The organism is Bacillus ndiopicus (assembly GCF_000612805.1).
Lineage (GTDB): Bacteria > Bacillota > Bacilli > Bacillales_A > Planococcaceae > Metasolibacillus > Metasolibacillus ndiopicus.
Genome location: NZ_HG964408.1, coordinates 1 through 24,822, shown reverse-complemented (window position 1 = coordinate 24,822; position 24,822 = coordinate 1). Strand labels below are relative to the sequence as shown.

The 24,822-nt window shown below is 37.8% G+C and carries 25 protein-coding genes and 1 riboswitch; of the genes, 3 read left to right on the top strand and 22 right to left on the bottom strand.

Annotated features, from left to right (window positions below):
- The first annotated feature begins 19 nt into the window (after positions 1–19).
- Complete coding sequence (locus TY13_RS15275) at positions 20–541, top strand: YfiT family bacillithiol transferase (protein WP_042477915.1); 522 nt, start codon at positions 20–22, stop codon at positions 539–541.
- A 270-nt stretch (positions 542–811) separates the two neighbouring features.
- Here TY13_RS15275 and TY13_RS15270 read toward each other — a convergent pair whose 3' ends face one another.
- A complete protein-coding gene (locus TY13_RS15270) occupies positions 812–1,672 on the bottom strand; it encodes a YitT family protein (protein WP_042477913.1) in 861 nt (286 codons plus the stop codon).
- Positions 1,673–1,788: 116 nt separating this feature from the next.
- Positions 1,789–2,523, bottom strand: a complete 735-nt coding sequence (locus tag TY13_RS15265; RefSeq protein ID WP_042477911.1) for a polysaccharide deacetylase family protein — start codon at positions 2,521–2,523, stop codon at positions 1,789–1,791.
- A gap of 219 nt (positions 2,524–2,742) precedes the next feature.
- Between TY13_RS15265 and TY13_RS15260 the strand changes: the two genes are divergently transcribed.
- Positions 2,743–3,516 carry a glucosaminidase domain-containing protein gene (locus TY13_RS15260; protein WP_042477909.1) on the top strand — a complete coding sequence of 258 codons (774 nt, stop codon included), beginning with the start codon at positions 2,743–2,745 and terminating at the stop codon, positions 3,514–3,516.
- A gap of 60 nt (positions 3,517–3,576) precedes the next feature.
- Here TY13_RS15260 and TY13_RS15255 read toward each other — a convergent pair whose 3' ends face one another.
- The 10 genes from TY13_RS15255 to TY13_RS15210 form a co-directional block, all read right to left on the bottom strand.
- A complete protein-coding gene (locus TY13_RS15255) occupies positions 3,577–4,359 on the bottom strand; it encodes an ABC transporter permease (protein ID WP_042477908.1) in 783 nt (260 codons plus the stop codon).
- On the bottom strand, positions 4,356–5,231 hold the full coding sequence (locus tag TY13_RS15250; protein ID WP_042477905.1) for an ABC transporter ATP-binding protein: 876 nt from the start codon (positions 5,229–5,231) through the stop codon (positions 4,356–4,358). The genes TY13_RS15255 and TY13_RS15250 overlap by 4 nt, the downstream gene beginning before the upstream one ends.
- Positions 5,228–5,428: a PLDc N-terminal domain-containing protein gene (locus TY13_RS15245; protein WP_042477903.1), complete on the bottom strand. Its 201-nt coding sequence runs from the start codon at positions 5,426–5,428 to the stop codon at positions 5,228–5,230. The genes TY13_RS15250 and TY13_RS15245 overlap by 4 nt, the downstream gene beginning before the upstream one ends.
- Positions 5,425–6,549: a helix-turn-helix domain-containing protein gene (locus tag TY13_RS15240; RefSeq protein WP_154661623.1), complete on the bottom strand. Its 1,125-nt coding sequence runs from the start codon at positions 6,547–6,549 to the stop codon at positions 5,425–5,427. The genes TY13_RS15245 and TY13_RS15240 overlap by 4 nt, the downstream gene beginning before the upstream one ends.
- Before the next feature lie 155 nt (positions 6,550–6,704).
- Positions 6,705–7,916 carry a Bcr/CflA family efflux MFS transporter gene (locus TY13_RS15235; protein ID WP_042477899.1) on the bottom strand — a complete coding sequence of 404 codons (1,212 nt, stop codon included), beginning with the start codon at positions 7,914–7,916 and terminating at the stop codon, positions 6,705–6,707.
- Positions 7,917–7,993: 77 nt separating this feature from the next.
- Positions 7,994–8,317: an aconitate hydratase gene (locus TY13_RS15230; RefSeq protein WP_230199456.1), complete on the bottom strand. Its 324-nt coding sequence runs from the start codon at positions 8,315–8,317 to the stop codon at positions 7,994–7,996.
- 23 nt (positions 8,318–8,340) lie between these two features.
- The gene (locus TY13_RS15225) at positions 8,341–8,691 is read right to left on the bottom strand and encodes a hypothetical protein (protein ID WP_042477895.1); all 351 of its coding nucleotides are present in this window, start codon (positions 8,689–8,691) and stop codon (positions 8,341–8,343) included.
- Positions 8,684–9,019 carry a YolD-like family protein gene (locus TY13_RS15220; protein ID WP_042477893.1) on the bottom strand — a complete coding sequence of 112 codons (336 nt, stop codon included), beginning with the start codon at positions 9,017–9,019 and terminating at the stop codon, positions 8,684–8,686. The genes TY13_RS15225 and TY13_RS15220 overlap by 8 nt, the downstream gene beginning before the upstream one ends.
- Positions 9,020–9,032: 13 nt before the next feature.
- A complete protein-coding gene (locus TY13_RS15215; RefSeq protein ID WP_081797030.1) occupies positions 9,033–10,247 on the bottom strand; it encodes a Y-family DNA polymerase in 1,215 nt (404 codons plus the stop codon).
- 207 nt (positions 10,248–10,454) lie between these two features.
- A complete protein-coding gene (locus TY13_RS15210; RefSeq protein ID WP_042477890.1) occupies positions 10,455–11,645 on the bottom strand; it encodes an MFS transporter in 1,191 nt (396 codons plus the stop codon).
- A gap of 93 nt (positions 11,646–11,738) precedes the next feature.
- Here TY13_RS15210 and TY13_RS15205 point away from each other — a divergent pair, with 93 nt between their 5' ends.
- On the top strand, positions 11,739–13,403 hold the full coding sequence (locus tag TY13_RS15205; protein WP_042477888.1) for an ABC transporter substrate-binding protein: 1,665 nt from the start codon (positions 11,739–11,741) through the stop codon (positions 13,401–13,403).
- Positions 13,404–13,455: 52 nt separating this feature from the next.
- Here the strand turns inward: TY13_RS15205 and TY13_RS15200 are convergent, their stop codons facing one another.
- From TY13_RS15200 to TY13_RS15155, 10 genes are all read right to left on the bottom strand, one after another.
- Positions 13,456–13,905, bottom strand: coding sequence for a GNAT family N-acetyltransferase (locus tag TY13_RS15200; RefSeq protein ID WP_042477885.1), 450 nt, complete (start codon positions 13,903–13,905; stop codon positions 13,456–13,458).
- Between the two features lie 52 nt (positions 13,906–13,957).
- Complete coding sequence (locus TY13_RS15195; protein WP_042477884.1) at positions 13,958–14,542, bottom strand: ECF transporter S component; 585 nt, start codon at positions 14,540–14,542, stop codon at positions 13,958–13,960.
- 259 nt (positions 14,543–14,801) lie between these two features.
- Positions 14,802–14,978, bottom strand: a riboswitch (FMN riboswitch).
- Between the two features lie 481 nt (positions 14,979–15,459).
- The gene (locus TY13_RS15190; RefSeq protein WP_042477881.1) at positions 15,460–16,680 is read right to left on the bottom strand and encodes a hypothetical protein; all 1,221 of its coding nucleotides are present in this window, start codon (positions 16,678–16,680) and stop codon (positions 15,460–15,462) included.
- Complete coding sequence (locus TY13_RS15185) at positions 16,680–17,207, bottom strand: RNA polymerase sigma factor SigX (RefSeq protein WP_042477880.1); 528 nt, start codon at positions 17,205–17,207, stop codon at positions 16,680–16,682. The genes TY13_RS15190 and TY13_RS15185 overlap by 1 nt, the downstream gene beginning before the upstream one ends.
- A gap of 141 nt (positions 17,208–17,348) precedes the next feature.
- On the bottom strand, positions 17,349–19,121 hold the full coding sequence (locus TY13_RS15180; protein WP_042477878.1) for an ATP-binding protein: 1,773 nt from the start codon (positions 19,119–19,121) through the stop codon (positions 17,349–17,351).
- Positions 19,114–19,830 (bottom strand): response regulator transcription factor, encoded by a 717-nt coding sequence (locus TY13_RS15175; protein WP_042477876.1) that lies wholly within the window; start codon positions 19,828–19,830, stop codon positions 19,114–19,116. The genes TY13_RS15180 and TY13_RS15175 overlap by 8 nt, the downstream gene beginning before the upstream one ends.
- 185 nt (positions 19,831–20,015) lie before the next feature.
- Positions 20,016–21,248, bottom strand: coding sequence for a c-type cytochrome biogenesis protein CcsB (ccsB, locus tag TY13_RS15170; protein ID WP_042477873.1), 1,233 nt, complete (start codon positions 21,246–21,248; stop codon positions 20,016–20,018).
- Positions 21,245–22,900, bottom strand: coding sequence for a cytochrome c biogenesis protein ResB (gene resB / locus TY13_RS15165; RefSeq protein WP_042477871.1), 1,656 nt, complete (start codon positions 22,898–22,900; stop codon positions 21,245–21,247). Before resB ends, ccsB begins: the two co-directional genes overlap by 4 nt.
- An 11-nt stretch (positions 22,901–22,911) precedes the next feature.
- Entirely contained in the window at positions 22,912–23,448 is a 537-nt protein-coding gene (resA, locus tag TY13_RS15160; RefSeq protein ID WP_042477869.1) for a thiol-disulfide oxidoreductase ResA, read from the bottom strand.
- A gap of 217 nt (positions 23,449–23,665) precedes the next feature.
- Positions 23,666–24,400: a pseudouridine synthase gene (locus TY13_RS15155; RefSeq protein ID WP_042477866.1), complete on the bottom strand. Its 735-nt coding sequence runs from the start codon at positions 24,398–24,400 to the stop codon at positions 23,666–23,668.
- Positions 24,401–24,822: the final 422 nt, after the last annotated feature.

The following is a 24,822-nucleotide window of genomic DNA, read 5'->3' as shown; positions in this document are numbered from 1 at the left end:
ATAAAAGAGGTGTTGCATAATGCAAGATGAGCGTTACCCTATCGGAGAATTTCAAAGCCCACAGCCGATTTCAGCACAACAAATTAATGATTGGATTAAACAAATTAAAACTTTTCCTAAGCAACTGAACGATTTAACGGCAGACTTAACAGATACTGAACTTGCTTATCGCTATCGCGAGAATAGCTGGACAATTCGTCAGCTTATTCACCATATAGCAGATAGCCATATGAATAGTTATATCCGTTTTAAGCTAGCGCTAACAGAAAATGAGCCTACAATTAAACCTTATGCAGAAGATCAATGGGCTGAATTACCTGACTCTGCTTTGCCTATAAATATTTCTTTAACGTGTCTAACTGCCCTAACTACACGTTGGATTACAATACTAGAAAGCTTGACTGATAAGCAATTAAAAAGCAGCTTCATTCATCCCGATGCTGGGAAGATACTTCTTGAAGAGTGCATCGGTTTATATGCTTGGCATGGTGCTCATCATTTAGCACACATTAAGCAAGCATTGCAGCGTAAAATTGCATAAAAACGAGCATCCCCTTCATATCAGGGGATGCTATTTTTCATTTATCAATATCTTTGAGTAGACTATTTTGAATTTCTTATAGTTATCTGTGTTTTTTCATGATTTATTTGCGAATTTCTTGACTTATCTGCGAATTTCTTGATTTATCTGCGTTTTTTCATGACTTATCTGCGCTTTCTTATGATTTATCTGCGAATTTTTCCTCCCAGTTTAAATACCTATAAAATACAATTAAGCAGTCGAGAATACTAAGCATTCTCGACTGCCCTTTTAGTGAATATTTCTTTTCTTAAAGCTACCACCGCGCACTTCTGCTACGTCTGTAATAACAATAAAGGCGTTTGGGTCATGCTCTTTAACGATTGTTAAAACTTTATTTTCTTCCATTCGAGTAATGATACAATGGATTAACTCTACTGGCTCATTTGAAAATCCGCCTGTACCTGGTGTGTATGTAACACCGCGCCCAAGTCGGTCTTGTAACGCTTGTCCAATATCGCGTGTATTTTTGCTAATAATTTGTACGGATTTTGAGCTTTCAAGACCTACTTGAATAACATCAATCATAACTTTCGCAATATAATATGTAGCAGCTGAATATAATGCACTTTCCAAGCCATAAATAAATCCTGCCCCTGTAAAAATAAAGGCATTAATAAATAAAATAACGTCCCCTACTGAAAAAGGTATGTTACGTGATACGAGAACAGCAAGTACCTCTGAACCATCTAACGCACCACCATTACGCAATACAATACCGATACCAACACCTAGCATAACACCACCAGATAAGACGATTAGCAAGGGATCTTTTTCACCTAAAATCGGCTCCATGCCATGCATTAATACTGTTGAAATCGACAAGGCTACAATCCCAATAGAACTAAATATCGCAAATGTTTTACCTACTTGCTTATAGCCTAAATATATAAAAGGTAAATTTAAGACGAATAGCAAAACACCTAATGGAATACCAAAAAGATAGTTCCCCATGATGCTGACACCCGTTACGCCACCGTCAATTACCGCATTTGGAATTAATACTGCCTCTAGTGCATAGGCTGCAATAGCTGCACCAATAATAATTAGTATTACACGACGAATAAAGTCGCCTCTTGTACCTATATCCATTCATAAACCAACTCCCACTTTATTTATTACTTTTCTATTATTACGCAATTTAGTTATTGAGGAAAGCAAAAAAGCCCCACGTTTCAAAACTCTTTGGATAGAGTGGGGCCTCTTTACTATTTTTGAATTGTTGACTGCTGTATTGCAAGTAGTTCTGAAATTGTTACAAAAGTATAGCCTTGTTTTTTTAGCTCTGGTAAAACTTGCTTTAATGCCTCGACAGTTTGTCGACGATTACCTCCTCCATCATGGAATAGAATGACATCACCTTCTTTGGCACTATTCACTATGCGAATGATTTTTTTTACACCAGGCTCTTTCCAGTCCTCTGTATCAAGATGCCATGACCACATAACCACTTTATAGCCCGCTTCTGCAATTGCATCAATCATTGCGTCTGTATACTGCCCTCCGACAGGGCGAAATAACGTTGGCGTATGTCCCGTAATATTTTGAAGAACCTCTGATGTTTGTTCAATTTCCTTCATCAGTTTTGGTATGGTCGTTTTTATCGGATGTGTATACGTATGGTTCGCAATTTCATGCTCTTCTTCATATATGCGCATCACAAGCTCTGGATTTTTCTTTGCATTTTCACCAATAACAAAAAAAGTAGCCTTTGCTCCATGCAATGCAAGCAAATCTAAAATTTCTGACGTATATACTTTATGGGGACCATCGTCAAAGGTCAGTGCTATAATTTTTTGTTCTGTATTAATATCCCAAACGATTTGTCCAGCTTCTTCATAGTATTGTCTACTACGATTTGCTGCGGCCTCTTCATTTGTTTGAAAAAAACTACCTACAGCAAGTAAAAGAACTAGCGTCACGAATACGTATATTTTTTTCAACACTTCACATCCTACATTATATTTTAACGATAGTATTTGTAGGATGTGCATAAAAAATGCTCGGATTTTTAAACAGCTGCGTAGTATTTTTTAGCAGGTAGATGCAACAAATTCCTCAAATCGTTCTTCTTCTTCGAAATAAGGGAAATTTTTGCGTGATAAACTTTATCATGCTACAATTTTTAATAGTAATTTCAAAGAAAGAGGGCGCTTGCGCGTATGAAGCTATTAAAAAGATTATTATTCGCACTAGGCATTGTTATGATGTTATTTGTGCTTGGAATATATATATTATTGAAAATTTTTTCTTCTAATCAATATGTGCAGCCTGCTACTAAGCCGATTGAAGAAGATTTAAGTGTGGAACAATTTATTGGTACAATAGGGGAAACTGCGCGTAAGCTTGCTGCTGAAAATGATTTATATGCGTCTGTTATGCTTGCACAGGCGATTTTAGAAAGTAATAAAGGACAAAGTGGACTCGCCTCTGAGCCTAACTACAATTTATTTGGTATTAAAGGCAAGTATAAAAATGAATCTATTACTCTTGAAACACAGGAAGATGACGGAAATGGTAACCTAACAACCATTTTAGATGAGTTTCGAAAATACCCTTCATACGAGGCTTCCTTGCGGGACTATGCTAATTTATTACGCAATGGTGTTTCATGGGATAAGACATTTTATCATGATGCATTTAAAAGTAATACCTCCTCATACCAAGATGTTACAAGCTTTTTAACGGGCACTTATGCCACCGATTCAAAATATGAACATAAGCTCAATCAATTAATTGAACAATACGACTTAACTCAATACGATTATCCAATTGAAAATAAAACGGCAGTAACCGTGACAGCAGATGATTCTTTATACAGTATCGCAGAAAACTATAATGTGAGTGTTACATCGTTGAAGCAATGGAATAAGCTTCAATCAAGCAATTTACAAGAAGGACAAACGTTAATGATTTATGAGACAGTAATACAATAAAGGAGAGAAAGGAGAGAAAGGAGAGAAAGGATAATCCATTTTCCTTTCTCTCCTTTCCTTTTATACCTTTGTTAAACGCCAATTACGTTTTGTCGCCAAAATGCCAATTCCAATAAAGCTAATAATTGCAATCGCCGTGAAAAGCAGTGCCATACCAAAATCCTTCATAACTACTGTTTCTGTCACAAAGCTTAAGCCGTGATTTGCCAGCTTCCAAGGTGTCCAAGGCCAAAAGCTACCAATCGCCGAATCGATTAATAAGCCTACAGGTAAAAGTACGATTGCGATCGCTGCCGCTGCCCCCGTCTGAAATGCTGCACTCATCGCTATTGTAATAGCCATAACAAGCAATAGCCAAACACAATACGTTAACAGCATTTTCACGAAATCACTCACAGCCACTGAACCAAATAAAATGGCTGTATAGTACATGCTTGCTACATAACCTAACACCGCACTTATAATACTAACGAGTGAAGCTATTATCCATTTACTCGCAAAGACTGTTGTTGCTGAAATCGGACGAACATACAGCAATGTTGCTGTCCCATTATGACGCTCTCTACTAATGGAGCCAATAAATGCACTAATTAAAACAAGTAGCCCTATTAACTGATACTGCCCTGTTGTTGATAATAAAATATCGGCTGCTGTCAGCTCTGGAAAAAGCATTTGAAATCCTTCAGGCATATTGCCAACTGCTGCTAAAATATCTTCCATATAATAATTCGTTAATGGCTCTGTAACACCCAAAAGTATAAAAACGAGTGGAATCCATAAAAATTTAAAGCTGCGCCAGCTTTCTAAAAACTCCTTTTTCAGCAATACCGAAAACTGTGTCATTGATACGCCACCTTCATAAAAATTTCGTCTAAACTTGCCGTTACACGCTCTACTTTAACAATCTCTTTTTGTTCAGCAACTAATGAGCTCAACACTTGCTGCATTGGCTGCTGAGCTGGTAAATAGACGTAAAGCCCATCTAATTGTCCTTCGTAACGCATAGCAAAGTTTGCTGCATCTTGCTCCTGTACAAACTGTATAAGGTACTTTGGGTCAGCATATTTTTGCTGAATTGATACTAATGAGCCTTGCTCTACCAATTGCCCATTTTTCATAAATAGCACTTGATCTGTCATTTTTTCTGCATCATGTAAAATATGCGTTGAGTATAAAATCGTTGTTTGCTGCTGTATTTCTTTTAATAAATTCATTACTTCTTGTCGTCCAATAGGGTCAAGTGCTGATACGGGCTCATCTAATAGCAATAGCTTTGGGTCATGAATTATTGCTTGGGCAATACCGAGGCGCTGCTTCATTCCCCCTGAAAAGGTTGCTGTTTTTTTATGTAGTACATCACCTAGCCCTACATACTCTAGCATCTTTACACTTTTTTCACGTAAACCCCTTGCTGGTACACCGCTCAATTTCCCAACCATTTCTACATATTCTAAAGCAGATAACCAAGGATAGAACTGTGGATACTGTGGTAAAAAGCCGATACTATGTCGTATATCTAGCACTCCTTGCATCGTAACCGTACCGCTCGTTTGTTGTAGCAGCCCTACAATCATTGACATTGTCGTCGTTTTCCCTGCACCATTTGGTCCAATAAGTGCTGTAGCTGTTAATGGCTCTAATGCAAAGCTGACCTTATCTACTACATTTTTCCCTACAAAGCTTTTTGTCAATTGCTCAACCTGTAATAAAGTCATGATTGTCGTCTCCCAATGATGAAGTAAGCAATTGGCCCTATTATACCCATTAATAAAATAATAATTACCCATAACCATTTCGGTCCATTTGTAGCATGAATACGTTTTAAATCAACAAGAGCCACTATCGCTAAAATGAATTGTATTACTAACACAGGCGCAATTAACGCCCATGGAACTTGCTCAAAACCGTTCATAAAATTTCCTCCTCAATTTGTAGATGTTTCACTACTTTAGATAACATCTTTTGCAGTCTTTCATGCTGTACAATGCCTGCAAAAATAGGCTGTTTTGTAATACTTGCTAGTAAATCGCGTTTAATGGATTGCTCATCGCGTGGTGCTTGTGCACCAAGATGAATATTTTTGGCAATCCAATTATCTAGTAAGTAAAAATAGCTATCTCCACGTAGCTCAATTGGAAACTTAATATTTAAGCATATTTGGCAGTATTTCTCTAACATTTCTATCGCCTGTTGCTCGCGCTGCTGTTGTACATAGCCTGATGCTGCCTGCAAGTAAAAGATGAGCCCTGCATTCATATTTAATTTTTGAACAGCAAACAATTGCATCATCGCTTCAACTCGTTGAATAGTAGCATCAAAATAGCTTAGGTTAATAATTTCATGCTGCAATGAATTTGTCGCACTACTAATTGTGCCAAGCATGTGCTGATACATGCTCACTTGTAATGTTTCTTTTGCTTTTTCAAGGTCGCCACGCATCGCTAATGCAATTGCAATAAGATGCTCTGCCCCATATTGCATTCGTGCCTCCTCACCTAAAATCTCTAGAACTTGCTCAAATTGCCCCTGCTCCAGCTTTACATAGGCTTGTAGCATTTCCGCTTCATATACAATCTTCAAATCTCCACATTGCCCAATAATTCGCTGACATAACTCATCAATCCTCTGCAGTATTTCAGTCGGATTATCTGCAAGCTTATAATAATTCAAATAAAGTTGTGCCATTTGCAATACGAATGGATAGCAGGCGTAATACTCTGTTAGCAATGCTTCTATTTCTTGTTGCACTTCATGGAAGTTTTGCTGGCTAAATTTTTTCGTCAATTCTGCGTAGACGATTCGGGCACGTTCTTTCGTCATTTGTGGTTCATAGCCCAACAATTCATCAATTGTAATATTAAAATAAGTCGCAAGTTTCGGTAGCAATGTTATATCTGGGTAGCTTTGCCCCTTCTCCCACTTAGATACAGCCGCCTTTGACACTCCTACATACTGCGCAAGCTGCTCTTGCGTCACACCTAGCTCTTTTCGTTTATATGTTAGCTTTGTTGCAAACTGAAAATGCTGCATCATCCCGCCCCCTTATCTTCATTATAAAAAACTCTCGCTCAGTTACCTAGCGAGAGTTCGTTTATTTTAGTGGAATAAGTCAACTGATGGTTTACTTTCGATTCCTATTATTCAAATTTTTTTGAGCTAACAATCTAAAACCATCACAATATGCTCTTTTAGCTTTCTGTTATTGCCTCGGCTTTTTTCGTCAGCGTAAAGAAAATAACACAGCCTATTAATGACGTAGTGAACATAATTGCTCCCATCGGCACTGCTGAGCTTTCGTTCAAGCCTACTAATGGTGCCATAATAGAGCCTACTAATAGTGGCAACATACCAATTAAAGCACTGGCACTTCCTGCACGATGTCTTTGCGACTTTAAAGCTAATGTTGATGCGCTTGTCAAAATAATACCAATCGAGGACATATAAATAAATAATGACAATACAATGAGCGCTAACGGCCCTTGAATAATAGCCATTATTAATAGCAATGTATTTGCGCTAAATGCCATTAATACACCCGTTTTCAATAAATTGCGTTCATGAAATTTATCGCTCAAGCGCCCTACGGAAAAACTCCCTGCTATAATCGCAAGCCCATTTATCCCAAACAAAATACTAAATACTTGTGGTGACACGCCATAAATTCCTTGATAAACAAACGGTGTACCTGCTACATAAGCAAAGCTGCCTCCATGGATAATACCAACAATTAGCGCATAACCGATATAGGAACGATCACGAGCAAGACTTGCCATTGTTTTGAGTGAATGCCTGATAGACACAGGCTGTCTTCGCTCAAGAGGCAATGATTCCTTTAATTTCGTTGCAACAACAAGCATAATGACTAAGCCTAACACGCTTAAAAAATAAAAAATCGTATGCCACGTTGCAAATGGTAGTAATAAAACAGCGCCACCTGTCATTGGTGCAATCATTGGTGCTGTAGCATTAATAACCATCAACAGCGCGAAAAATTTCGTAAACTCTCTTCCCGTAAAAACATCACTTACAACCGCACGTGATAAAACAATTCCTCCAGCCGCTGTGAGTCCCTGTAAAAAGCGACCGATAATAAGCACTGTAATATTCGGCGCTAATGCACAAATAAAGGAGGAGACTGAAAACAATGCTAAAGAAATTAATAGCGGCTTTCTTCTACCTAAACTATCACTAATTGGACCTATAATAAATTGCCCTAGCGCTAGCCCACATAAAAAAGTGGTTAAACTAAGCTGCACAAGTGATGCCTTTACACCTAAATCGGTACTTATTTCGGGAAAGCTCGGCAAATACATATCAACATTGAACGGCCCTAGCATTGCCAGTGAGCTTAAAATAAATGCAAGTATAATACGCCTTTTTCCTGTAGGATTTTTCTCCATAAAATACACCTTCTTTACAAAACAAAAAGGGCTTAACTCGCCCCTTAATATTTCGATTTTCAAAATGAATACTTTCATTATAAATCTTTTTTAGAAAAAAGGCTTTTGTTTTTTAGCTCTTTTATAAGCAACTGTTCTACCTCTCTTTTTAATGCCTGATTTGCATAACGCATTGCTAAATCCTCACCTGCTGTCGCTAATAAAGCATCACAGAAATATTCATCTATTTTTACTAGCTGCACAAAGCGAATATTCTTTTTCACCAATAGTTGCTTGCGCGTCTCATACTCTAGACGCAAATTTTTTAAGAATTGCTCAATCATATGCGCGTAAAGCTTATGCATTTTTAATGCACGCAACTGCGAATAATCCGATTGTAATGTGCGAATGGCTAGTTCCAATACATGAATAGCTAGAACAATCTTTACTCTAAAGCTACACGTATATGATTATTCAACAACTTTTCCACTTGTGATTTAAGAGCTTGATTTGCATAACGAAGTACTACATCATTACCTGCAGTGGCAACTTGCACGTCACTAAAATATTCATCTACTGGTTGCCAGCCTACTACTCGTATACGTTTTTGTGCAAGTTCTCGTTTGAGGTTAAAATATTCTTGTCTTAGATCCTTTAGCAATGAATCCATTATTGGGAGAAATACCGTTTTCATTTTAAACTGCTCTAATTTACCATAGTCAACCTGCAATGATTTAACTGCTAGCTCTAACAAAAGATACTTATGAAGTAACTGTCTTTCGTCAGCTTTAATCATAATAATCAGCATCCAATTGGGCTGATTGAATACTTTGGATTGGAATACTTTTCGTTTTAAGTAGTGTTTCAAGTATAAGTTCATTAGTAGTAATCGCTTTAATTATTCCAGTCCATTGTGTAATTTTATAGTCCTTCCACACTTCTAATTTTATGTCCAATTGCTGATTAAAAGCTTGATTAATTGTTTTTTGTAGTTCTTCCAGTTCCCACTCAGTCAATTCTTTTGGCTGTTCTGTACGCTCTTGTTGTTTATACTCTCTAAGAAGCTCTAAATGCTCCGGCAACATCATCGATGCCCATTTAATATTACCTCTGTCCTGTATCATTAATAAATCACTCCTATGCCAAATGACCGCCAACTAAGCGATCTCGATTAATAGCTGTACCAGCTTTTGTGAAAGAAGCCGCTCTTAATATTGAGGTAGCTCCAAACCTGTTGCGTATTGCATCCATTGTGGGACCGATCATTTGACGCTGTAGCTTACGATCATCGAATAAATCTAATTGGATACTATGCTCTCTTTCCAGGTTGGATATTCGGACAGACAACTGGCGAGCTGGTTCATCTGCAAAATGTTTATCCAGTAATTCAATACAAGTTTTATACATCACAAGTGTTTCGCTTGTTGGTACTGCAATCGTTTTAGAACGATAGAATCCTTTGGTCATAGCATTTCGACTATAAGAAAGACCCACACTAATTGTACGACCAACATAACCAGCATCCCGCATTCGCTTCATTACATCCTCACACATTTCAAGAAGCACTACAGAGATTTCCTTGCGTGTATGATAATCCCTCATCAGCATTTGGCCCTTCCCAAAACTTAAAGTTCCGTTTGTTATTAATGGTTCCCCTAATGTGGATAAATCGATTCCCCATGCATGGTAGTAGAGTTGATTGCCCATTATACCAAAGTGCTTTTCTAATTCCTTTAAATCTGTATTAGCCAAACCACCGATTGTTTGTATCCCCATAGCATTTAGGTTTGCTTCCATCTGTTTACCGATTCCCCACATTTCAGAAAGTGGTCGAACTGGCCATAATTTCTTTGGAATATCTTCATACGTCCATTTAGCAAAACCTGTTTTCTTTGCTTCAAGATCTAAAGCTAATTTGGCTATTAACATATTTGGTCCCATACCTACTGCACTAGGTATATTAAATTGGTCAAGAATAGCCCTTTGAATTTCCTTAGCCGTTTCTTCAGGTGAACCCCAAAGCTTTTCAGTACCGGTTAAATCAACAAAACTTTCGTCTATACTATAGACATGTATAGCATCAACTGGGACGTAATTAGAGATCAATTTTGTAATCGTCATTGACATTTGAATAAAGAAACTCATTTTAGGTTCAAACAATCTAATGTCAGGATGTTTAGGTATTTCATAACGACGACTACCCGTTTTGATACTAAATTTTTCTTTCATTAAGGGAGATGCAGCAAGTACTACGCTACCTGGTTGGTCAAAATTTGCTACTACTGCAACTGGCGTTTTTAAAACATCTAGCCCGTGTAACATCGCTACGATACTTGCATAAAAACACTTCATATCAATACAGAATATAGCGCGGTCTGGACAATTATCATACAAATTAACCACTCCTCCAAGGAACGTTTGTTCTTATTTTATGAACATTTGTTCGATTTTACAAGTGGTATATATAGGAAAAGGGCATGCTCCAAAAAATTTTTTGCAGACATACCCTTTTTAACATCTACTTTAAAAAACATTTAATACATAAAATTCCATTTTGAATTATTCCACCATACTAAATTGACGCTTAGTCAGCACGACATAAATCGCAAGCACAATACATGCTGATAATAGGAATATATACGGAATTGGTAGCATCTCTGCCCATAGCCCACCAATGAATAAGCCCGCAGGTAGTGCAAGCTTCATAAACATGGACGATGTACCTGCTACACGTCCTAGCAGATGATTTGGCGTAGATTCTTGACGGACTGCTAAATAGATAATGTTGATAATAACTGATGTACATGTACGAAATGCTAATAATATACCAAGCTGCCACCATGTTGTCGCAAAAAAGAATAACAATAATACGCCGCTATCGATTAAAAAAATCGTTGTGAATATTTTGCCACGCGCCCATTTTTTACGCAGTGGCTGAAGTAATTTCGCACCTATTAGACCACCTATAGCAGCAATTGAATACATAAAGCCAAGCTGCTCCTTTGTTTCCTGTAATACATCAACTATATAAAAAACTTGTACCCCAATAATAAAGCTTGTTGCTAAATTCGCAAATAAAATGGCAATCGTCGGATAAAACAATGTTTTATTCCCTAATAACTCCACAAAACCTTCTTTCATATCTGCTAACATAGATTGCTTACTCGGTCTCTCTGGTGTTGTTGTTTCATCTAAAAAGAAAACACTGAGCCAAATAATAACTAACGACAATGCATAAATGATAAATAAGTAATCATACGCAATAAAAACAAGCAACATCCCTGCAAGCGACGGACCCAAAATTGAAAAAAGCGTATTAATAAACGAAAATTTCGCTTGAATTTCAGTCATTAGCGACTTCTCAAATAGCTGTGGCACAATAGCATGCTGCGCGTTGCCAAACGTATAGCTGACAGTTGCCATTAAAAACCCTAAAATATACATATGCCAAAGCTGTACAGCGTCTAGCAAAATAGTAATTGTTAAAATCGTAGCGAGCAGTGCCTTTATAAAGCCCGTATATTTCAACATCACATTGCGATTCATACGATCGACAAGTACCCCTGCTAGCATACCGAGCAAGACATTTGGTAGAAAATCAACGATACGCATCGTGCTCATTGCCAGTGCTGACTTCGTTAAATCATAAATAAAAAGCGGCAAAATAAAATTATATAGCTGGTAGCCAATAGTTGATGCAATTGTTCCTATGTACAATAATAAAAAATTACGATTACGATATAAATTCACGTAAGCACCTCCTGCAATTTAGTGTAAAATGAAAATAGAGGAACAAAAAGTGAGCACTTTATTTTTATTGTTCACCTTTTTACAGGAGGAGCTATGTACCAATACATATTAAAGCTTTATGAACATTTCGAGGTAGGAGAAAGTCGCACAACATCGATTGCGGAGCTAGCACAAATATGGAATTGCTCCACACGCTATGCGAAGGTGCTTGTGAAAAAATATGAGGAATGCGGATGGCTAAAGTGGCATACTGCACAAGGTCGTGGTAAAAAACCTTTACTGCTTTTACAATTAACAAAGCTCGATGCCATTTATTTAGCATTCGATCATTATTGGCAGCAGCAACAATTTCAACAGGCTTATGAATTTTTACAGCAGCATGATGTACTAGCGCACCCACAGGTAGAGGGGTGGTTACAGCAACGTTATGGCTTTTCAAATGAAGACGAGCGAGAGGTGTTCCGCTATCCTTATTTCGACATTACGTTAAACGGAGATCCATTAAATGGGATTTCCCGACATGACATGCATTTTTATCATCAAATACATGAACCGTTGTTTATTTATTGTAATGAAAGTGAAAGCGTTAAGCCAAATTTAGTCTACGGCTTCCAAACAGTTGATGCAAAGCGCTGGCTTTTCACATTGCGCAAAGATATTTATTTTCATGACGGGACAAAGCTAACAAGTGAGGATATCGTTGCTTCATTATCAAGAGCTTGCGAAAAGAAAATATTACCCGAAGCACGCTTTACAGTAACGAGTTCATATCACTTCATAATAGAACTTGTTCAACCTACAATGCTATTACCACGTCTTTTGTGTGGCTATCGTTTAGCAATTGTACCTGCCAAATGGATTACAGATGGTGCACAAGGCATCCCTCCTGGCTGCGGTGCATTTTATATCGCTGAAAAGAACGAGCAGCATATGCGCTTATCCGTTTTTCCAAAATACTTTCAACAGCGTCCATGGCTGGATGATGTAGATATTATTTTTACATCTAACGTCAATCAATTCGGGATTAGTGCTATACCGTTCGATGCACATATAGCACAGCAAAAAATCATATTTCAAGAGCAAGGTGCTGACTTTATTTTATTCAATGCAACGCGGGGCCCATTACGTGATATAAAGTATCGACGTGCATTATTTGAGGCAATTGATACGGCAAGCTTTTGTTTAACAGAAGAAGGCGAAACTATAGCTACCAGTTTTTTAACAACCAATAATAGAAAGCAACAAGCAACTGTCCCACTGCCGCCACTAGATTTTCCTTATTTACGTATTGGTGTCCAACAAATTCGCCAACATGCCAACCATTTGCGCGAAGCACAAATTTTAAGCGCATTTTTAACAGCACATCATATTCCACATGAAGTGACTTTAATGCCTATACATGCAACAACCGAGTATCGGCTTCAGCAATATGATATTTTTGTTGGTGGCATTGCTGTCGGGGAAGATAAGTTATTAGGTTGGCTCTATGGATTAAATAGCGATCGCTCACCCATTTGTGCATTTCTAGGTAGCGATAAAGTACAGAATTTGCTAGAACAAGTTGCCATGTGTGAGGATGACGAAGTGGCAATGCAAATATTGTATGAGGTAGAGGAGCACTTAATCGATAACTACATTTTAAAGTTTTTAACACATCGCCAGCATGTCTTTTATATAAGGGAGAATGACCCATTTTACAATATCCAGTTTAATACACATGGTAAAATCAACTACAAAAAAATTTACCGCATAGAATAAAACGCCAAATGCAGTGACTTCCAGCGCTGCATTTGGCGTTTTGCCAGATCCTCTACAAGATAATTTCTAAACGAATCATATCCACACATTGAATGCCGTTTTCAAAAATCGGCTCATCATAATGTTGGATAAAGAAATCACGGTCTACGCCAACAATACGGAAGCCGCATTTTTGATAAAGCGCAAGCTGGTCAATGCTCGAATTACCTGTACCTAGCTGGATTGTTTTATAATGTGCTAGTTTCGCGCTTGCAATCGCATGCAGTACAAGCTGCTTACCTATTCCCTGTCCTTGCCACTGTTCGTCCACTGTTACATTGACAAGCTCTACTGTATGGGGTCTTGTTGGTAATAGTACATAAACACCAACTATTTGTCCATCGCGCTCAGCTACATAGCAAGACCCACGCTTTACATAATCAGTTACAATTTCTTCAGATGGGTCTGCTAATAAAAGCAAATCCATTGGTAGTCGTTCATTTGCTTCGAGTATTCGAATCATTTTAGTTCACTCCTATAAAAAAGCCGAGCTTATAGAGCAGCTCGGCTTTAGATTATTTTAATGATAAATAAGTTGACTGTTGCTTGTCAATCCATGTTTTCATCGTGCGGAATAACAGAATCGCAACAGTTAATATAATGGCCCCTTTAATTATATTAAACGGTAAAATACCTAATACAATCGTTTCATACATATCGAATGAGCCCCAGCCTAAGAAATAAGTATACATTGGTAGGAATACAAAATAGTTCAGTATGCTCATACCAACAGACATCACAAACGTTCCAACTGCCAACCCAACTGCTAAACCAGGAATCGTCTTGAATTTTTTATAAAAATAATAAGTTGGTAAAATGAATAAAATACCTGTTACAAAGTTTGCCATATGTCCTACTGGAATACCTGTTGGAGCTCCTTTGAATAACCAGTCTAAAATATTTTTAATCAATTCTACTACAATACCAGCAACTGGTCCCATTGTAATCGCTGCAATCAACGCTGGTACATCACTAAAATCAATTTTTAGGAATACTGGGAACCACGGTAGTGGGAAATCGAGCATCATTAATAAAAATGAGATGCTACTTAACATTGCGATTGTTACGGTTGAACGTAACTTCAAGTTTTGCTTACGCATAAAAAATCTCTCCTCTTTGCTGATTCACTCTTGCAAGAAGAAAGGACAGTCCTATGCCATTCACGAAAAAACCCTTATACAATATATTGTATAAGGGAGAAATAAGCACACTTAAAGAAAGTCATATTCCTAACTTTGAGCATACTTAAAAAGCACGCTACCAAAGCTATTTTATCGTAAATTGCCGCGCTAAAATAAGCCTATATTATTAGACTTATGCACAGCAAAATATGACATTTCCGCGAAATGACGACTGCGCCTTCACCTTCTCCCATCCAGACTATACTGTCGGCTTTGGAATCACACCAAATCCTGCACCGCCAAAGCGGGCTCGCGGGCTTATGAAATACGTAAGCAATGTCCTCCAAGTGAATGGTCGGAGATTGCAATTTCAATTACCGCCGGTCGGGAATTACACCCTGCCCCGAAGATGAATCAATATTAAATTTATTGTTACACCCCCTATTATAAAAGAAATTTTTTAAAAGTAAACTCTTTTGCTTGGAATTCTCTTTTATCAATTACGCCAAGGCTAACTCTAGCCCAGATTTTTCTCGAGCTGAGTGGAAGTTAACCTAAAACCGTTACGTCCTGTGACAACGGTTAACTGACCTGCATCGTGCAGGCCTCTCTTCAAAAATCTGTGACATCCGCCGGGGCGTTTGGGTCAACACAATGCTGGTTACTCAGTCGTTGTCATAGGACGTGGCGCTCTTAGACTGAGTTTCTCTATTTCAGTGAGTGTTTGTACACCCACTGAATCATAGAAAACAAAGTATAGCATTCATCTCACCACCTGTAGAGGTGGTCGTTTTCTACTGAATCAAGATAAATCTAAATAACTAGTTCGCCCATCAAAGTTACAGTTCATAAAAATACACCTCCATATTTAACAAATGGAGGTGCGATAAATCGCTTCACTGTAACATTTCAATTGGTAATTCATTTGGTGCTACAGGTATTGGCATCGGGTTTGTAAAATCATAGTGATCCCATGTTGCTTGCTTAATATTTTCAAAAACAACTTGTTGCTGGAATTCTGCAGCTGTTAGCATAATTGCTTCTAGCATTTGTTTTGCTCTCACATAGTCTAATGCTTCTAAATCCAATGTTTCATTAAACTTAACATGCACATTATCAGCGACAGTTACAGTAAAGCTAATACCTTCAATAATAGCTGACTCATACTGCTCCGTGCTATGCCCTACCATGCCTAAAATTGCCTCATCTACACTTTCATATGTTACATCTGGTTGCTGTACATAATATTTTTTATCTTGTTGTGTAAATAAATAGTAGCTGTAGTTTTGGTTTAATGGTATTGCCGCAAGCTCTGCTTTATCTGCTGTTTCGCTAGTATTAGCATCCTGCTCTAAAAGGACTTCCCCATATTGCGGGAATGTTTCTTTTAATGCTTTTAAATTTTTCTTAGTTGGATAATTTTCTGGATGTTCTAGCGCAATCACAAGCTCCTGTCCGTTTTCAGTAATTTGCCCTTCTAAGGGATGATAGTCTTCAAATCCAAATTCCTCTTCGTTAAGCTTTGGTGCGTATAAATTATACATTTCAACTTGTGAAGGCTTCTCCTTACCAAAATCCTCAACAAGCTTTTCTTTTGGGATAACAATTGCGGATGGAATACTTACATCATTATCGCCTGCTAGGCTGACTGTAAATACTTCTCCCTCACCTACCGTATCTTCATAAATAGCGGTAGAATCAATCGGTGCCATAGCACGTGCTGCTGCTGTATCATTTGGTGTGGAAAAAGGAGTTACTGCCGCCTCTTCATTAGTTTTAGCACTATAACTAGCACTGTCATTGGCACTATCATTAGCATTTTCATTAGCTTTATCGTCCATATTTTGTATTGCTACATTGCTAACCTTTTCAGCCTCTTCCCCATTCATCGTTAAAAACATTGGTATCCCAATTGCGCATGTAATTGCAGCTGCTGCCACAAAGCTTGTAATTCGCTTATATGAACGACGCTTACGTTGAATAACTGGCTGTGGTTCTTCAAAAGCACCTGCAGCTTGGAGTTTTGCAAAAACTTCCTCTTTGGAACGGTGGTCTTGGATTTTTGGTGCCTGCATCAATAGCTTCTCGATATTTTCTTCATCCCATTTCGTATTCATTACGAATTTACCTCCTTTCCATTTTGCTCTAAAATACCCCGCAATGTTTTAATTGCACGATGCTGCGTCGTCTTGACTTTGCTCTCCGTCCAGCCTAAAATTTCAGCTGCTTCTCCAATCGACAAATCTTGAAAATAGCGCATAACGATAACCATTTTTTGGTCGCCCGTACATAGCTCCAATGCCTCTAATAGCTGGCGCATATCCTCGCTCATTTCTATAAATTGCTCTGGTGTTTGGGCAGAAGAAATAAGCTGCTCGCTTTCCCATTCAAACGCATCAAATGTATGCCGTTCACGCACATTATTTTTACGGAAATAATCGATTGCTACGTTTTTAGCAATGGAAAATAGCCATGTTTTTTCTGAGCTTTTTCCTTCAAATTTGTCATACGCTCTTAGTACACGAATATATACTTCCTGTGAAAGATCCTCTGCAACAGATCTGTTTTTCACTAAATAGATTAGGAATTGGAATACATCTTGGTGATATTCATCATATAATCGATGGAAAATGGATTCTTTCATCCATTCCACCTCCATCCTCATAAAATTAGTCGTACATACAGTAAAAAAGTTTCATTTTATTCATTGGGAATCTTTACATATTTTTTAATCGAAATAAATAAAGGGTGTGGGAAAACCGATTTTCCCACACCCTTTATTCTATTACAATGGTAAATAAAAAGTAAATGCAGTTCCTTCTTTTTCGACACTTGTTACGGCAATATTTCCATTATGAGCCTCAACGATATTACGCGCAATGGCCAAGCCTAAGCCTGTGCCACCTTTTGAGCGTGTACGCGCTTTATCTGCTTTGTAAAAGCGCTCAAAAACATATGGTAAGTCATCCTTTGGAATACCAATCCCTGTATCTCGCACTTCAATTTTCACATAGGATTTTTCATACGTCGCGGATACCGTTACAGCACCCTCAACAGGTGTATGACGTAGTGCATTGTCGACTAAGTTCGTTAAAACTTGCTCAATGCGATCTTCATCAATGTTAATCATTACGTCATCCTCGATATTTGAAACGAAGCGTAAGTCTACATGCTTTTCCTTTGCTACTTGCGCAAATTTTTGTGTCATGCGTTCGAGTACAGGTATAATTGGAACGAGATTTTTATATAATCGCATATGACCTGATTCCATACGTGCTAAATCAAGTAAATCCGTCACTAGTCGTCCCATACGCTGTGACTCATCATAAATAATTTTAATCATTTCATTGCGCTCATCTTCATCTACAACTACACCATCTAAAATAGCTTCAGAATAGCCTTGTAGCATCGCAATTGGTGTGCGCAATTCATGTGAAACATTAGCAATAAAATCTGAACGTAGCTTCTCTAAGCGGTGTTGCTCCGTTTGGTCACGAATTACCGCCACCGCACCACGCACTAACTCTCCACTATAGAGTGGACTAATCGTAATACTGTAATAGGAGCCTTCCATTTCAATTTCCTCTTCAATTTTATCCTCAAAATCTAGTACATGATCTAACATATGATAAATTTCAGGAGGAATCGGCTTTGTGCTTTGTGCTCCTTTTGCAACAAACCATTTTTGTAAGAGTCGTTCAGCAGGTGGATTGCTTACTAAAATCGTCCGATCACGATTGAACGTAATAACTGCATCTGTCATCGATGTTAAAATGCTAGATAGCTGTTCCTTTTCTTGGTTAATGACTTCAAGATGGTGCTTCAGCTGACGCCCCATTTGGTTGAAAGCAACAGCTAACTGTCCGATTTCGTCATTTTGTGTTGTTGGCACTTGCGAATCAAAACGCCCTTTTGCAATTTCAAATGCATATTCACGCATTTTTCTTAGCGGATATGTAATACGACTTGATAAGAAAAAGGCAAAGAACGTTGTTAGCACAAAGGCAATAAATGCTGAAATAAAGACTATTTTTGTCGTTTCCTTACTTGTTTCATGCATTGCATCAGGGTTTTGATAAATAAATACTGCACCATGTAAAGCTGCATCACTCTTTAAAGGGAATGCCAGTACAACATATGTTTCCATCTTATCCTGATCTTTTTGCGATGGTAAAATCATTTCCTGCAAAATTGGTTGATTACTTGCATAAATATTTTCAAACTCTTTATTTTCCAAAATTCGCTTTTGTATACTTTCTTTATTAATTCCTTCTTGAATAGCATAAACAGCGCCATCAGGGTTTTCTACAATAAGTGCATTAGTCTCCTCATGTAACACGTTGCGAATAATTTCATAGGGTGAATTATCCGTTAAATTACCATCAACAATATTCGCAATAGTTGACGCTGTTTGACGCAATGTCTTTTCTGCTTGAGTACTATGATAATTTTCTAGAAACTCTAGCATAAACACCGTGAAAATAAATAATACAAAGGAAACGAGAAGCAATATGGTTCCCCATAGCTTCCCGACAATACTATTCCATATTCTATTCATTCACAACCTCAAATTTGTAGCCTACGCCCCAAACAGTTACAATCATTTTTGCCGCACTTTCCGACACGCGATTTAACTTTTCACGTAGACGCTTTACATGCGTATCTACAGTACGTAAATCACCGAAGAAGTCGTAATGCCATACTTCCTTCAATAATTGCTCACGGTCAAATACTTTATCAGGTGATTTTGCTAGAAAATAAAGAAGTTCATATTCCTTTGGCGTTAAATTTACTTCTACACCATCCGCAGTAACACGATGCGCATCATGGTCAATAGTTAAATGTGGGAACACGACTAAATCTTTAGATGTAGAGCTATTTGAAACAGGTGCAAATGCCGCAGAACGTCGTAAAATTGCTTTTAAACGCAGTACCACTTCACGTGGACTAAATGGTTTCACGATATAATCATCTGCGCCAAGCTCAAAACCTTGTACACGGTTTGCTTCCTCGCCTTTTGCTGTCAGTAAAATAATTGGCGTTGTTTTCTTTTCACGAATTTCTTCGCAAACTTGTAGACCATCTTTTTCAGGCATCATTATATCTAAAAGGATGCAATGGTAATCATGTTCAAACGCCTTTGCAACCGCCTCTTCTCCATTTTCAGCCTCATCCACAGTATATCCTTCACGCTCTAAATACATTTTTAATAGACGGCGAATACGATCTTCATCATCTACTACTAATACAGAAATATTTTCAGACACTGGTGTATCCCCTTTCCTACTTTCTACATCTTCTATTGTACCGTTTCGACATCAAATTGAAAAGTGAACTTGCATATTCTTGCAACTTCAATCATATGATTATTATTTGTGCAAAAAAAATTGTCCGAAAAGTGGCATACCAGCCTGCTTTTCGGACAATCTCAGCTCTTCATTATTTCGTCAAATTACGCATACGAATGTAAACCAGCAATAATTAAGTTAACTACAACTAAGTTAAACACAATAATTGCAAAACCAATTAAAGCGAGCCAAGCTGATTTTTTACCTTCCCAACCTTTTGATAGGCGTAAATGTAAAAATGCTGCATAGAATAACCATGTGATCAGTGCCCATACTTCTTTCGGGTCCCAGCCCCAGAAACGGCTCCATGCTTCGTGCGCCCAAATCATCGCGAAAATTAGCGCTCCCAGTGTGAAAATTGGGAAACCAATTAGTACTGCTCGATAGCCGATTTCATCAGCTAATGATGAATTGACTCTTTGTACAAATGGCTGTGCTATCGCAGAAATTGAACGGCGACCAATTAAGCGGATTAGCAAGTAGATAACTGTACCAAATAGGATAGAGTAAACGACTGTCGTTAATTTTTTAGCATTAACAATCGGCGGCATCTCTGCTAATGGTTGGAATGATTGTTCTGCTTCCACAACAGGCTCATATTTTTTTTTCTCTGCATCAACTAGCTTTACTTCTACATATTCGTTCATCCCGAATAATGCAGGATTATGATATTCAATAACGCCTGTTTTACCTTCTTTATTTGTGTATTGATACGTTGCGCTATAGCCCATTGCATTAAATGTAATGGAAGACACAATGAAGCCTACTACAAGAACTAAAGAAAACATAACAGCTTCTAAGAAGAATCGCTCCATTGAGTCTTTCTTCAAGTTCACATGCTTTAATAAATAAATTAAGCCAGCTACAGCACTAATGGCCAATACAGCTTGCCCCATAGCAGCCGTTATAACGTGAATTGCTAGCCAGTGACTTTTTAACGAAGGAACTAATGGGCTAATCTCTCTTGGGAACATAGCTGCATAGCCGATAATTAAAATAGCAATTGGCAACGCGACAATGCCAAGCGCTGGTACACGGTACATGAAATAACTAACAATAAACGCTCCGATTATAAACATACCAAATGCAGTTGTAAATTCGAACATATTACTTACAGGTGCATGTCCTGTATGTATCCAACGTGTAATAAAGTAACCGATATTGGCGATAAAACCAATAATTGTTACCGTAATCGCTAGCTTGCCCCATTTCTCAGCTGAGGCTGGCGCATTTGTTACTTTTGCTGGTTTAATAGCACCACCAAATAATACAAGCGCAATTAAGTAACAAACAAAGGCTGTAAATAATAAATAGCCACTTAATTGAAGTAAACTCATAAGGTATTGTCACCTTCCTTTTCCTTTTGTTCCTGCTCTTCCTCTACTTGGTCCACATATTGTGGTAAATGAGCATGAGTTGTTAAAGCATTTAAATCCTTTTTCATACCGAACCAGTTTTTATTTGTATGGGCAGCAAGGCGGATTGTTCCATCCTCTAGCTGCTCAACCCATAAACGACGGTGATTCCAATACGAGCCAATAACAACACCTAACATAAAGATAATGCCACCCACAAATAAAATTGGAATCGTTTTATCTTTACGAATCGTTAAGCCTGACATATTGCGTGTTTCCACACTAGCAAATTTCATTTTGTATTGGTTGTTTCCTAAAGGCTCCATTGCTGGTTGACCAATCGATACGAAGCTTGTTTCCCCCTCTGGTGTTTCTGGTGTAAACATGCGGAAAATAAATGCCGGGTTGTTTGGGAATGGCGACGCTGTTTGTGGCACACCATCTTTAAAACCTGAGAAATCTGGTAAATATAAAGCCAGTTCTACTTTTGTTTGATCATCGATTATATATTCCTTTTCTGGATCTGTTAAATCGATGCTTATTGCTCCTAATGATTTTTCGCTCGCTTTATTTTGCAAATCGAAATGCATAACTTTTAGCTCATTTAAGCGATAATCCATTTGGAAAATTGAATAATCCTCATGCTTCAATGGATGATTGACACGAATTTCGTACGATTTTACTTCCTCCAAATCAGAAGTTTGTCCAGCGATTGCACCTTCTTTTTGCTTATAAAGCGTAACATTCGTTTGATAGTTTTTCGCAACTACATTGACACCTTGGCGCAATTGCTCACCTTGTGGATCATTGTCGTATGTTTCTAGAATAAATTTATCATTGTGTAAAAAATATCCATCCATTCCATCGATAGCACGTGTTTCACCTTCACGTAGCCACATTGATTCATCAACATAAAAACCTGGTACTAAACGCAGCATAACTGCACCTAAAAAAATAATTAAACCAAGGTGATTAATATACGGGCCGTAACGTGCAAAACGCCCTTTTTCTGCGAATAATGCATTATCTTCACGGCGGACCTTGTATTTTAACTGTTTCATTTGTTGTTCAATTAAATCAAGTGTTTTATCAGCTTGCTCAGACGGCTGACCTTCTGTAATAACGCGCTGACGCTTCATAAAGCTTGCATGACGCTTTACTCGTTGATTTTTTAATGAACGATGTAACGGTATACCACGGTCAATACTGGCTACAATAATTGATACACCAAGCATTCCAACAATTATTTGGAACCACCATGATGAATATAAATCGGATAATCCTAAATTATAATAAAGAGATCCTATTGTTCCATATATATCTTTATAATATGCTGCTTTTTCAGCTTCTGTTGCAACGTTGACATAAAACTCCTGTGGAAAAATTGTTCCAATAGAAGCCGCAATAAGCGTAATAATAATTAAAGCAATACCTACTTTAACACTCGAGAAGAAATTCCAAATTTTATCTACAATTGATTTATTATGTGTTTTAGAACGTATTGCAATTCCATCATAACGCATATCAACTACTGATTTTTCTTGTTCTTCTGTCGTTAACGGGCGTCCACATTTTTCACAAAGCTTTGTACCCACAGGGTTTACATGCTTACATGTACAAATGATTTTTTCCATCATTCAAACTCCTATTCCGGTTTAATCGACTCCAAAAATCCAGCGATATCTGCTTCAGTCATTTCACCGGTAATAATTTTTTTCACTTTGCCTTCAGGTGTAACTAAAACCGTCGCTGGTAATGCCGCACCAACATTATACGCTTTTTGAACACTTCTCGTTTTATCAATAACAACTGGGAAGTCTACACCTAAATTTGAAATAAAACTTTGCACTTCAAAATCTGATTGGGCAATGTTCACTGCCAACATTTCAACACCTTGATCTTTAAATACTTTGTACTGACGATCCATAGCAGGCATTTCACGCTCACACGGTGGACACCAAGTACCCCAGAAGTTTAAAAATACACCTTTTCCTTTATAATCTGATAAACGATGTGTTTCACCATTTAAATCAACAAGCTCGAAATCTGGTGCTTGAGAGCCTTCTTGTAATATTTTTATTTTATCCTTTGTCGCTGTAGTATAGACTGTATAAACAATTGCAGCGAGCAATACGCCTAAAATAATCCCACGCACAATTGACCGTTTTTTCTTTTTTTCCATTTGCGTAAAATCCTCCTCACACAGCATATTCCGCTTATTATTATAACAAATAACAATTTTTTATTATTAAGTACTTTTGAATGAATTATGAACGTTTAGCCTAACTTAGTAAAAGCCCCTTCCTCTATAAGTGACAAAATAAATGCACATTTAATAGATAATGGGACTCTTGCCAAATTGTTTATCTAAAAGCTTCTCGTAGATTTTAAAAATCTAATTAGTCAATCTTTCCTGTTTCTGCCAAAACGCGAAGCAACTTTACTTCATGTTTAGTTAGCTCACGATATTCGCCAGGACTTAAACCTGTTAAATCTAAAAATGCAAAGCGCTCTCGCTTAAGCTTTACAACTGGCGTACCAATTGCCTCAAACATTCTACGCACTTGACGGTTTTTTCCTTCATGAATTGTGATTTCACAGATCGCCTTGCCTGCCTGCTCATCAAATGATGTCATACTTACTTTTGCTGGCGCTGTCTTACCGTCTTCCAATTTGATACCGCGCTGTAGCTTTTTTAAACCTTCGATTGTTGGTACACCTTTCACACGCGCAACATAGGTTTTATCAATTTTAAATTTAGGGTGTGTTAACGAATAAGAAAATTCCCCATCGTTAGTTAACAGCAGTAAACCTGTTGTATCGTAATCCAAGCGACCAACTGGGAAAATACGCTGATGTACATGCTTTTTAAAAATATCCGTTACCGTTTTACGTCCTTTATCATCTGTTACCGCAGAAATATAGCCCTTTGGTTTGTATAAAAGGAAATATACTTTGTCTTCCTTCTCTAGCTTTACACCTTCTACCTCGATTGTATCGGAATTAGATACTTTCGTACCAAGCTCCTTGACAACTTTACCGTTTACTTTTACTTTACCCTCTACAATTAGCTGCTCCGCTTTACGGCGTGATGCTACGCCTGCATAAGCAATGACTTTTTGTAATCGTTCCATAAGATCACCTCATTGATTGACTGTTCGTTCACTCGAAAACCGCACTTTACGCTTGAACCTGTTGAAAATTATGTCACATTTCGCCTCATTATTAAAGAAAAATAGCTCCATTTCACAATTAGACGTGACAAATTTGTCACACAATCAATTGCGCCTTGCCTAACTCTAGTCCAGATTTTTTTCAAGCTAGCTGCCCTGCGTCGTGCAGGTCTCTCTTCAAAATCTAAGACGGCTGTGGGAGCAGCTACATTTTCTCGGGTTATTTGTGCTTTTTCATGGGTTATCTGTGGATTTCTCAAGTTATCTGCGGATTTCTTGGGTTATCTGCGCTTTTTCATGACTTATCTGCGGATTTCTTGAGTTATCTGCGCTTTTTCATGATTTATCTGCGGATTTCTCGAGTTATCTGCGCTTTTCCATGA

Excerpts from the sequence above, each read along its gene's own strand:
- TY13_RS15255 (WP_042477908.1), bottom strand. The coding sequence starts at position 4,359 with ATGACACAGTTTTCGGTATTGCTGAAAAAGGAGTTTTTAGAAAGCTGG.
- TY13_RS15190 (WP_042477881.1), bottom strand. The coding sequence starts at position 16,680 with ATGAATACGAAATGGGATGAAGAAAATATCGAGAAGCTATTGATGCAG.
- TY13_RS15180 (WP_042477878.1), bottom strand. The coding sequence starts at position 19,121 with ATGAATAGAATATGGAATAGTATTGTCGGGAAGCTATGGGGAACCATA.
- TY13_RS15200 (WP_042477885.1), bottom strand. The coding sequence starts at position 13,905 with ATGATTCGAATACTCGAAGCAAATGAACGACTACCAATGGATTTGCTT.
- TY13_RS15155 (WP_042477866.1), bottom strand. The coding sequence starts at position 24,400 with ATGGAACGATTACAAAAAGTCATTGCTTATGCAGGCGTAGCATCACGC.
- TY13_RS15270 (WP_042477913.1), bottom strand. The coding sequence starts at position 1,672 with ATGGATATAGGTACAAGAGGCGACTTTATTCGTCGTGTAATACTAATT.
- TY13_RS15185 (WP_042477880.1), bottom strand. The coding sequence starts at position 17,207 with ATGAAAGAATCCATTTTCCATCGATTATATGATGAATATCACCAAGAT.
- resB (WP_042477871.1), bottom strand. The coding sequence starts at position 22,900 with ATGGAAAAAATCATTTGTACATGTAAGCATGTAAACCCTGTGGGTACA.
- TY13_RS15275 (WP_042477915.1), top strand. The coding sequence starts at position 20 with ATGCAAGATGAGCGTTACCCTATCGGAGAATTTCAAAGCCCACAGCCG.
- TY13_RS15220 (WP_042477893.1), bottom strand. The coding sequence starts at position 9,019 with ATGATACAGGACAGAGGTAATATTAAATGGGCATCGATGATGTTGCCG.
- resA (WP_042477869.1), bottom strand. The coding sequence starts at position 23,448 with ATGGAAAAAAAGAAAAAACGGTCAATTGTGCGTGGGATTATTTTAGGC.
- TY13_RS15205 (WP_042477888.1), top strand. The coding sequence starts at position 11,739 with ATGTACCAATACATATTAAAGCTTTATGAACATTTCGAGGTAGGAGAA.
- TY13_RS15245 (WP_042477903.1), bottom strand. The coding sequence starts at position 5,428 with ATGAACGGTTTTGAGCAAGTTCCATGGGCGTTAATTGCGCCTGTGTTA.
- TY13_RS15225 (WP_042477895.1), bottom strand. The coding sequence starts at position 8,691 with ATGATTAAAGCTGACGAAAGACAGTTACTTCATAAGTATCTTTTGTTA.
- TY13_RS15215 (WP_081797030.1), bottom strand. The coding sequence starts at position 10,247 with ATGAAGTGTTTTTATGCAAGTATCGTAGCGATGTTACACGGGCTAGAT.
- TY13_RS15240 (WP_154661623.1), bottom strand. The coding sequence starts at position 6,549 with ATGATGCAGCATTTTCAGTTTGCAACAAAGCTAACATATAAACGAAAA.
- ccsB (WP_042477873.1), bottom strand. The coding sequence starts at position 21,248 with ATGAGTTTACTTCAATTAAGTGGCTATTTATTATTTACAGCCTTTGTT.
- TY13_RS15235 (WP_042477899.1), bottom strand. The coding sequence starts at position 7,916 with ATGGAGAAAAATCCTACAGGAAAAAGGCGTATTATACTTGCATTTATT.
- TY13_RS15260 (WP_042477909.1), top strand. The coding sequence starts at position 2,743 with ATGAAGCTATTAAAAAGATTATTATTCGCACTAGGCATTGTTATGATG.
- TY13_RS15195 (WP_042477884.1), bottom strand. The coding sequence starts at position 14,542 with ATGCGTAAGCAAAACTTGAAGTTACGTTCAACCGTAACAATCGCAATG.
- TY13_RS15250 (WP_042477905.1), bottom strand. The coding sequence starts at position 5,231 with ATGACTTTATTACAGGTTGAGCAATTGACAAAAAGCTTTGTAGGGAAA.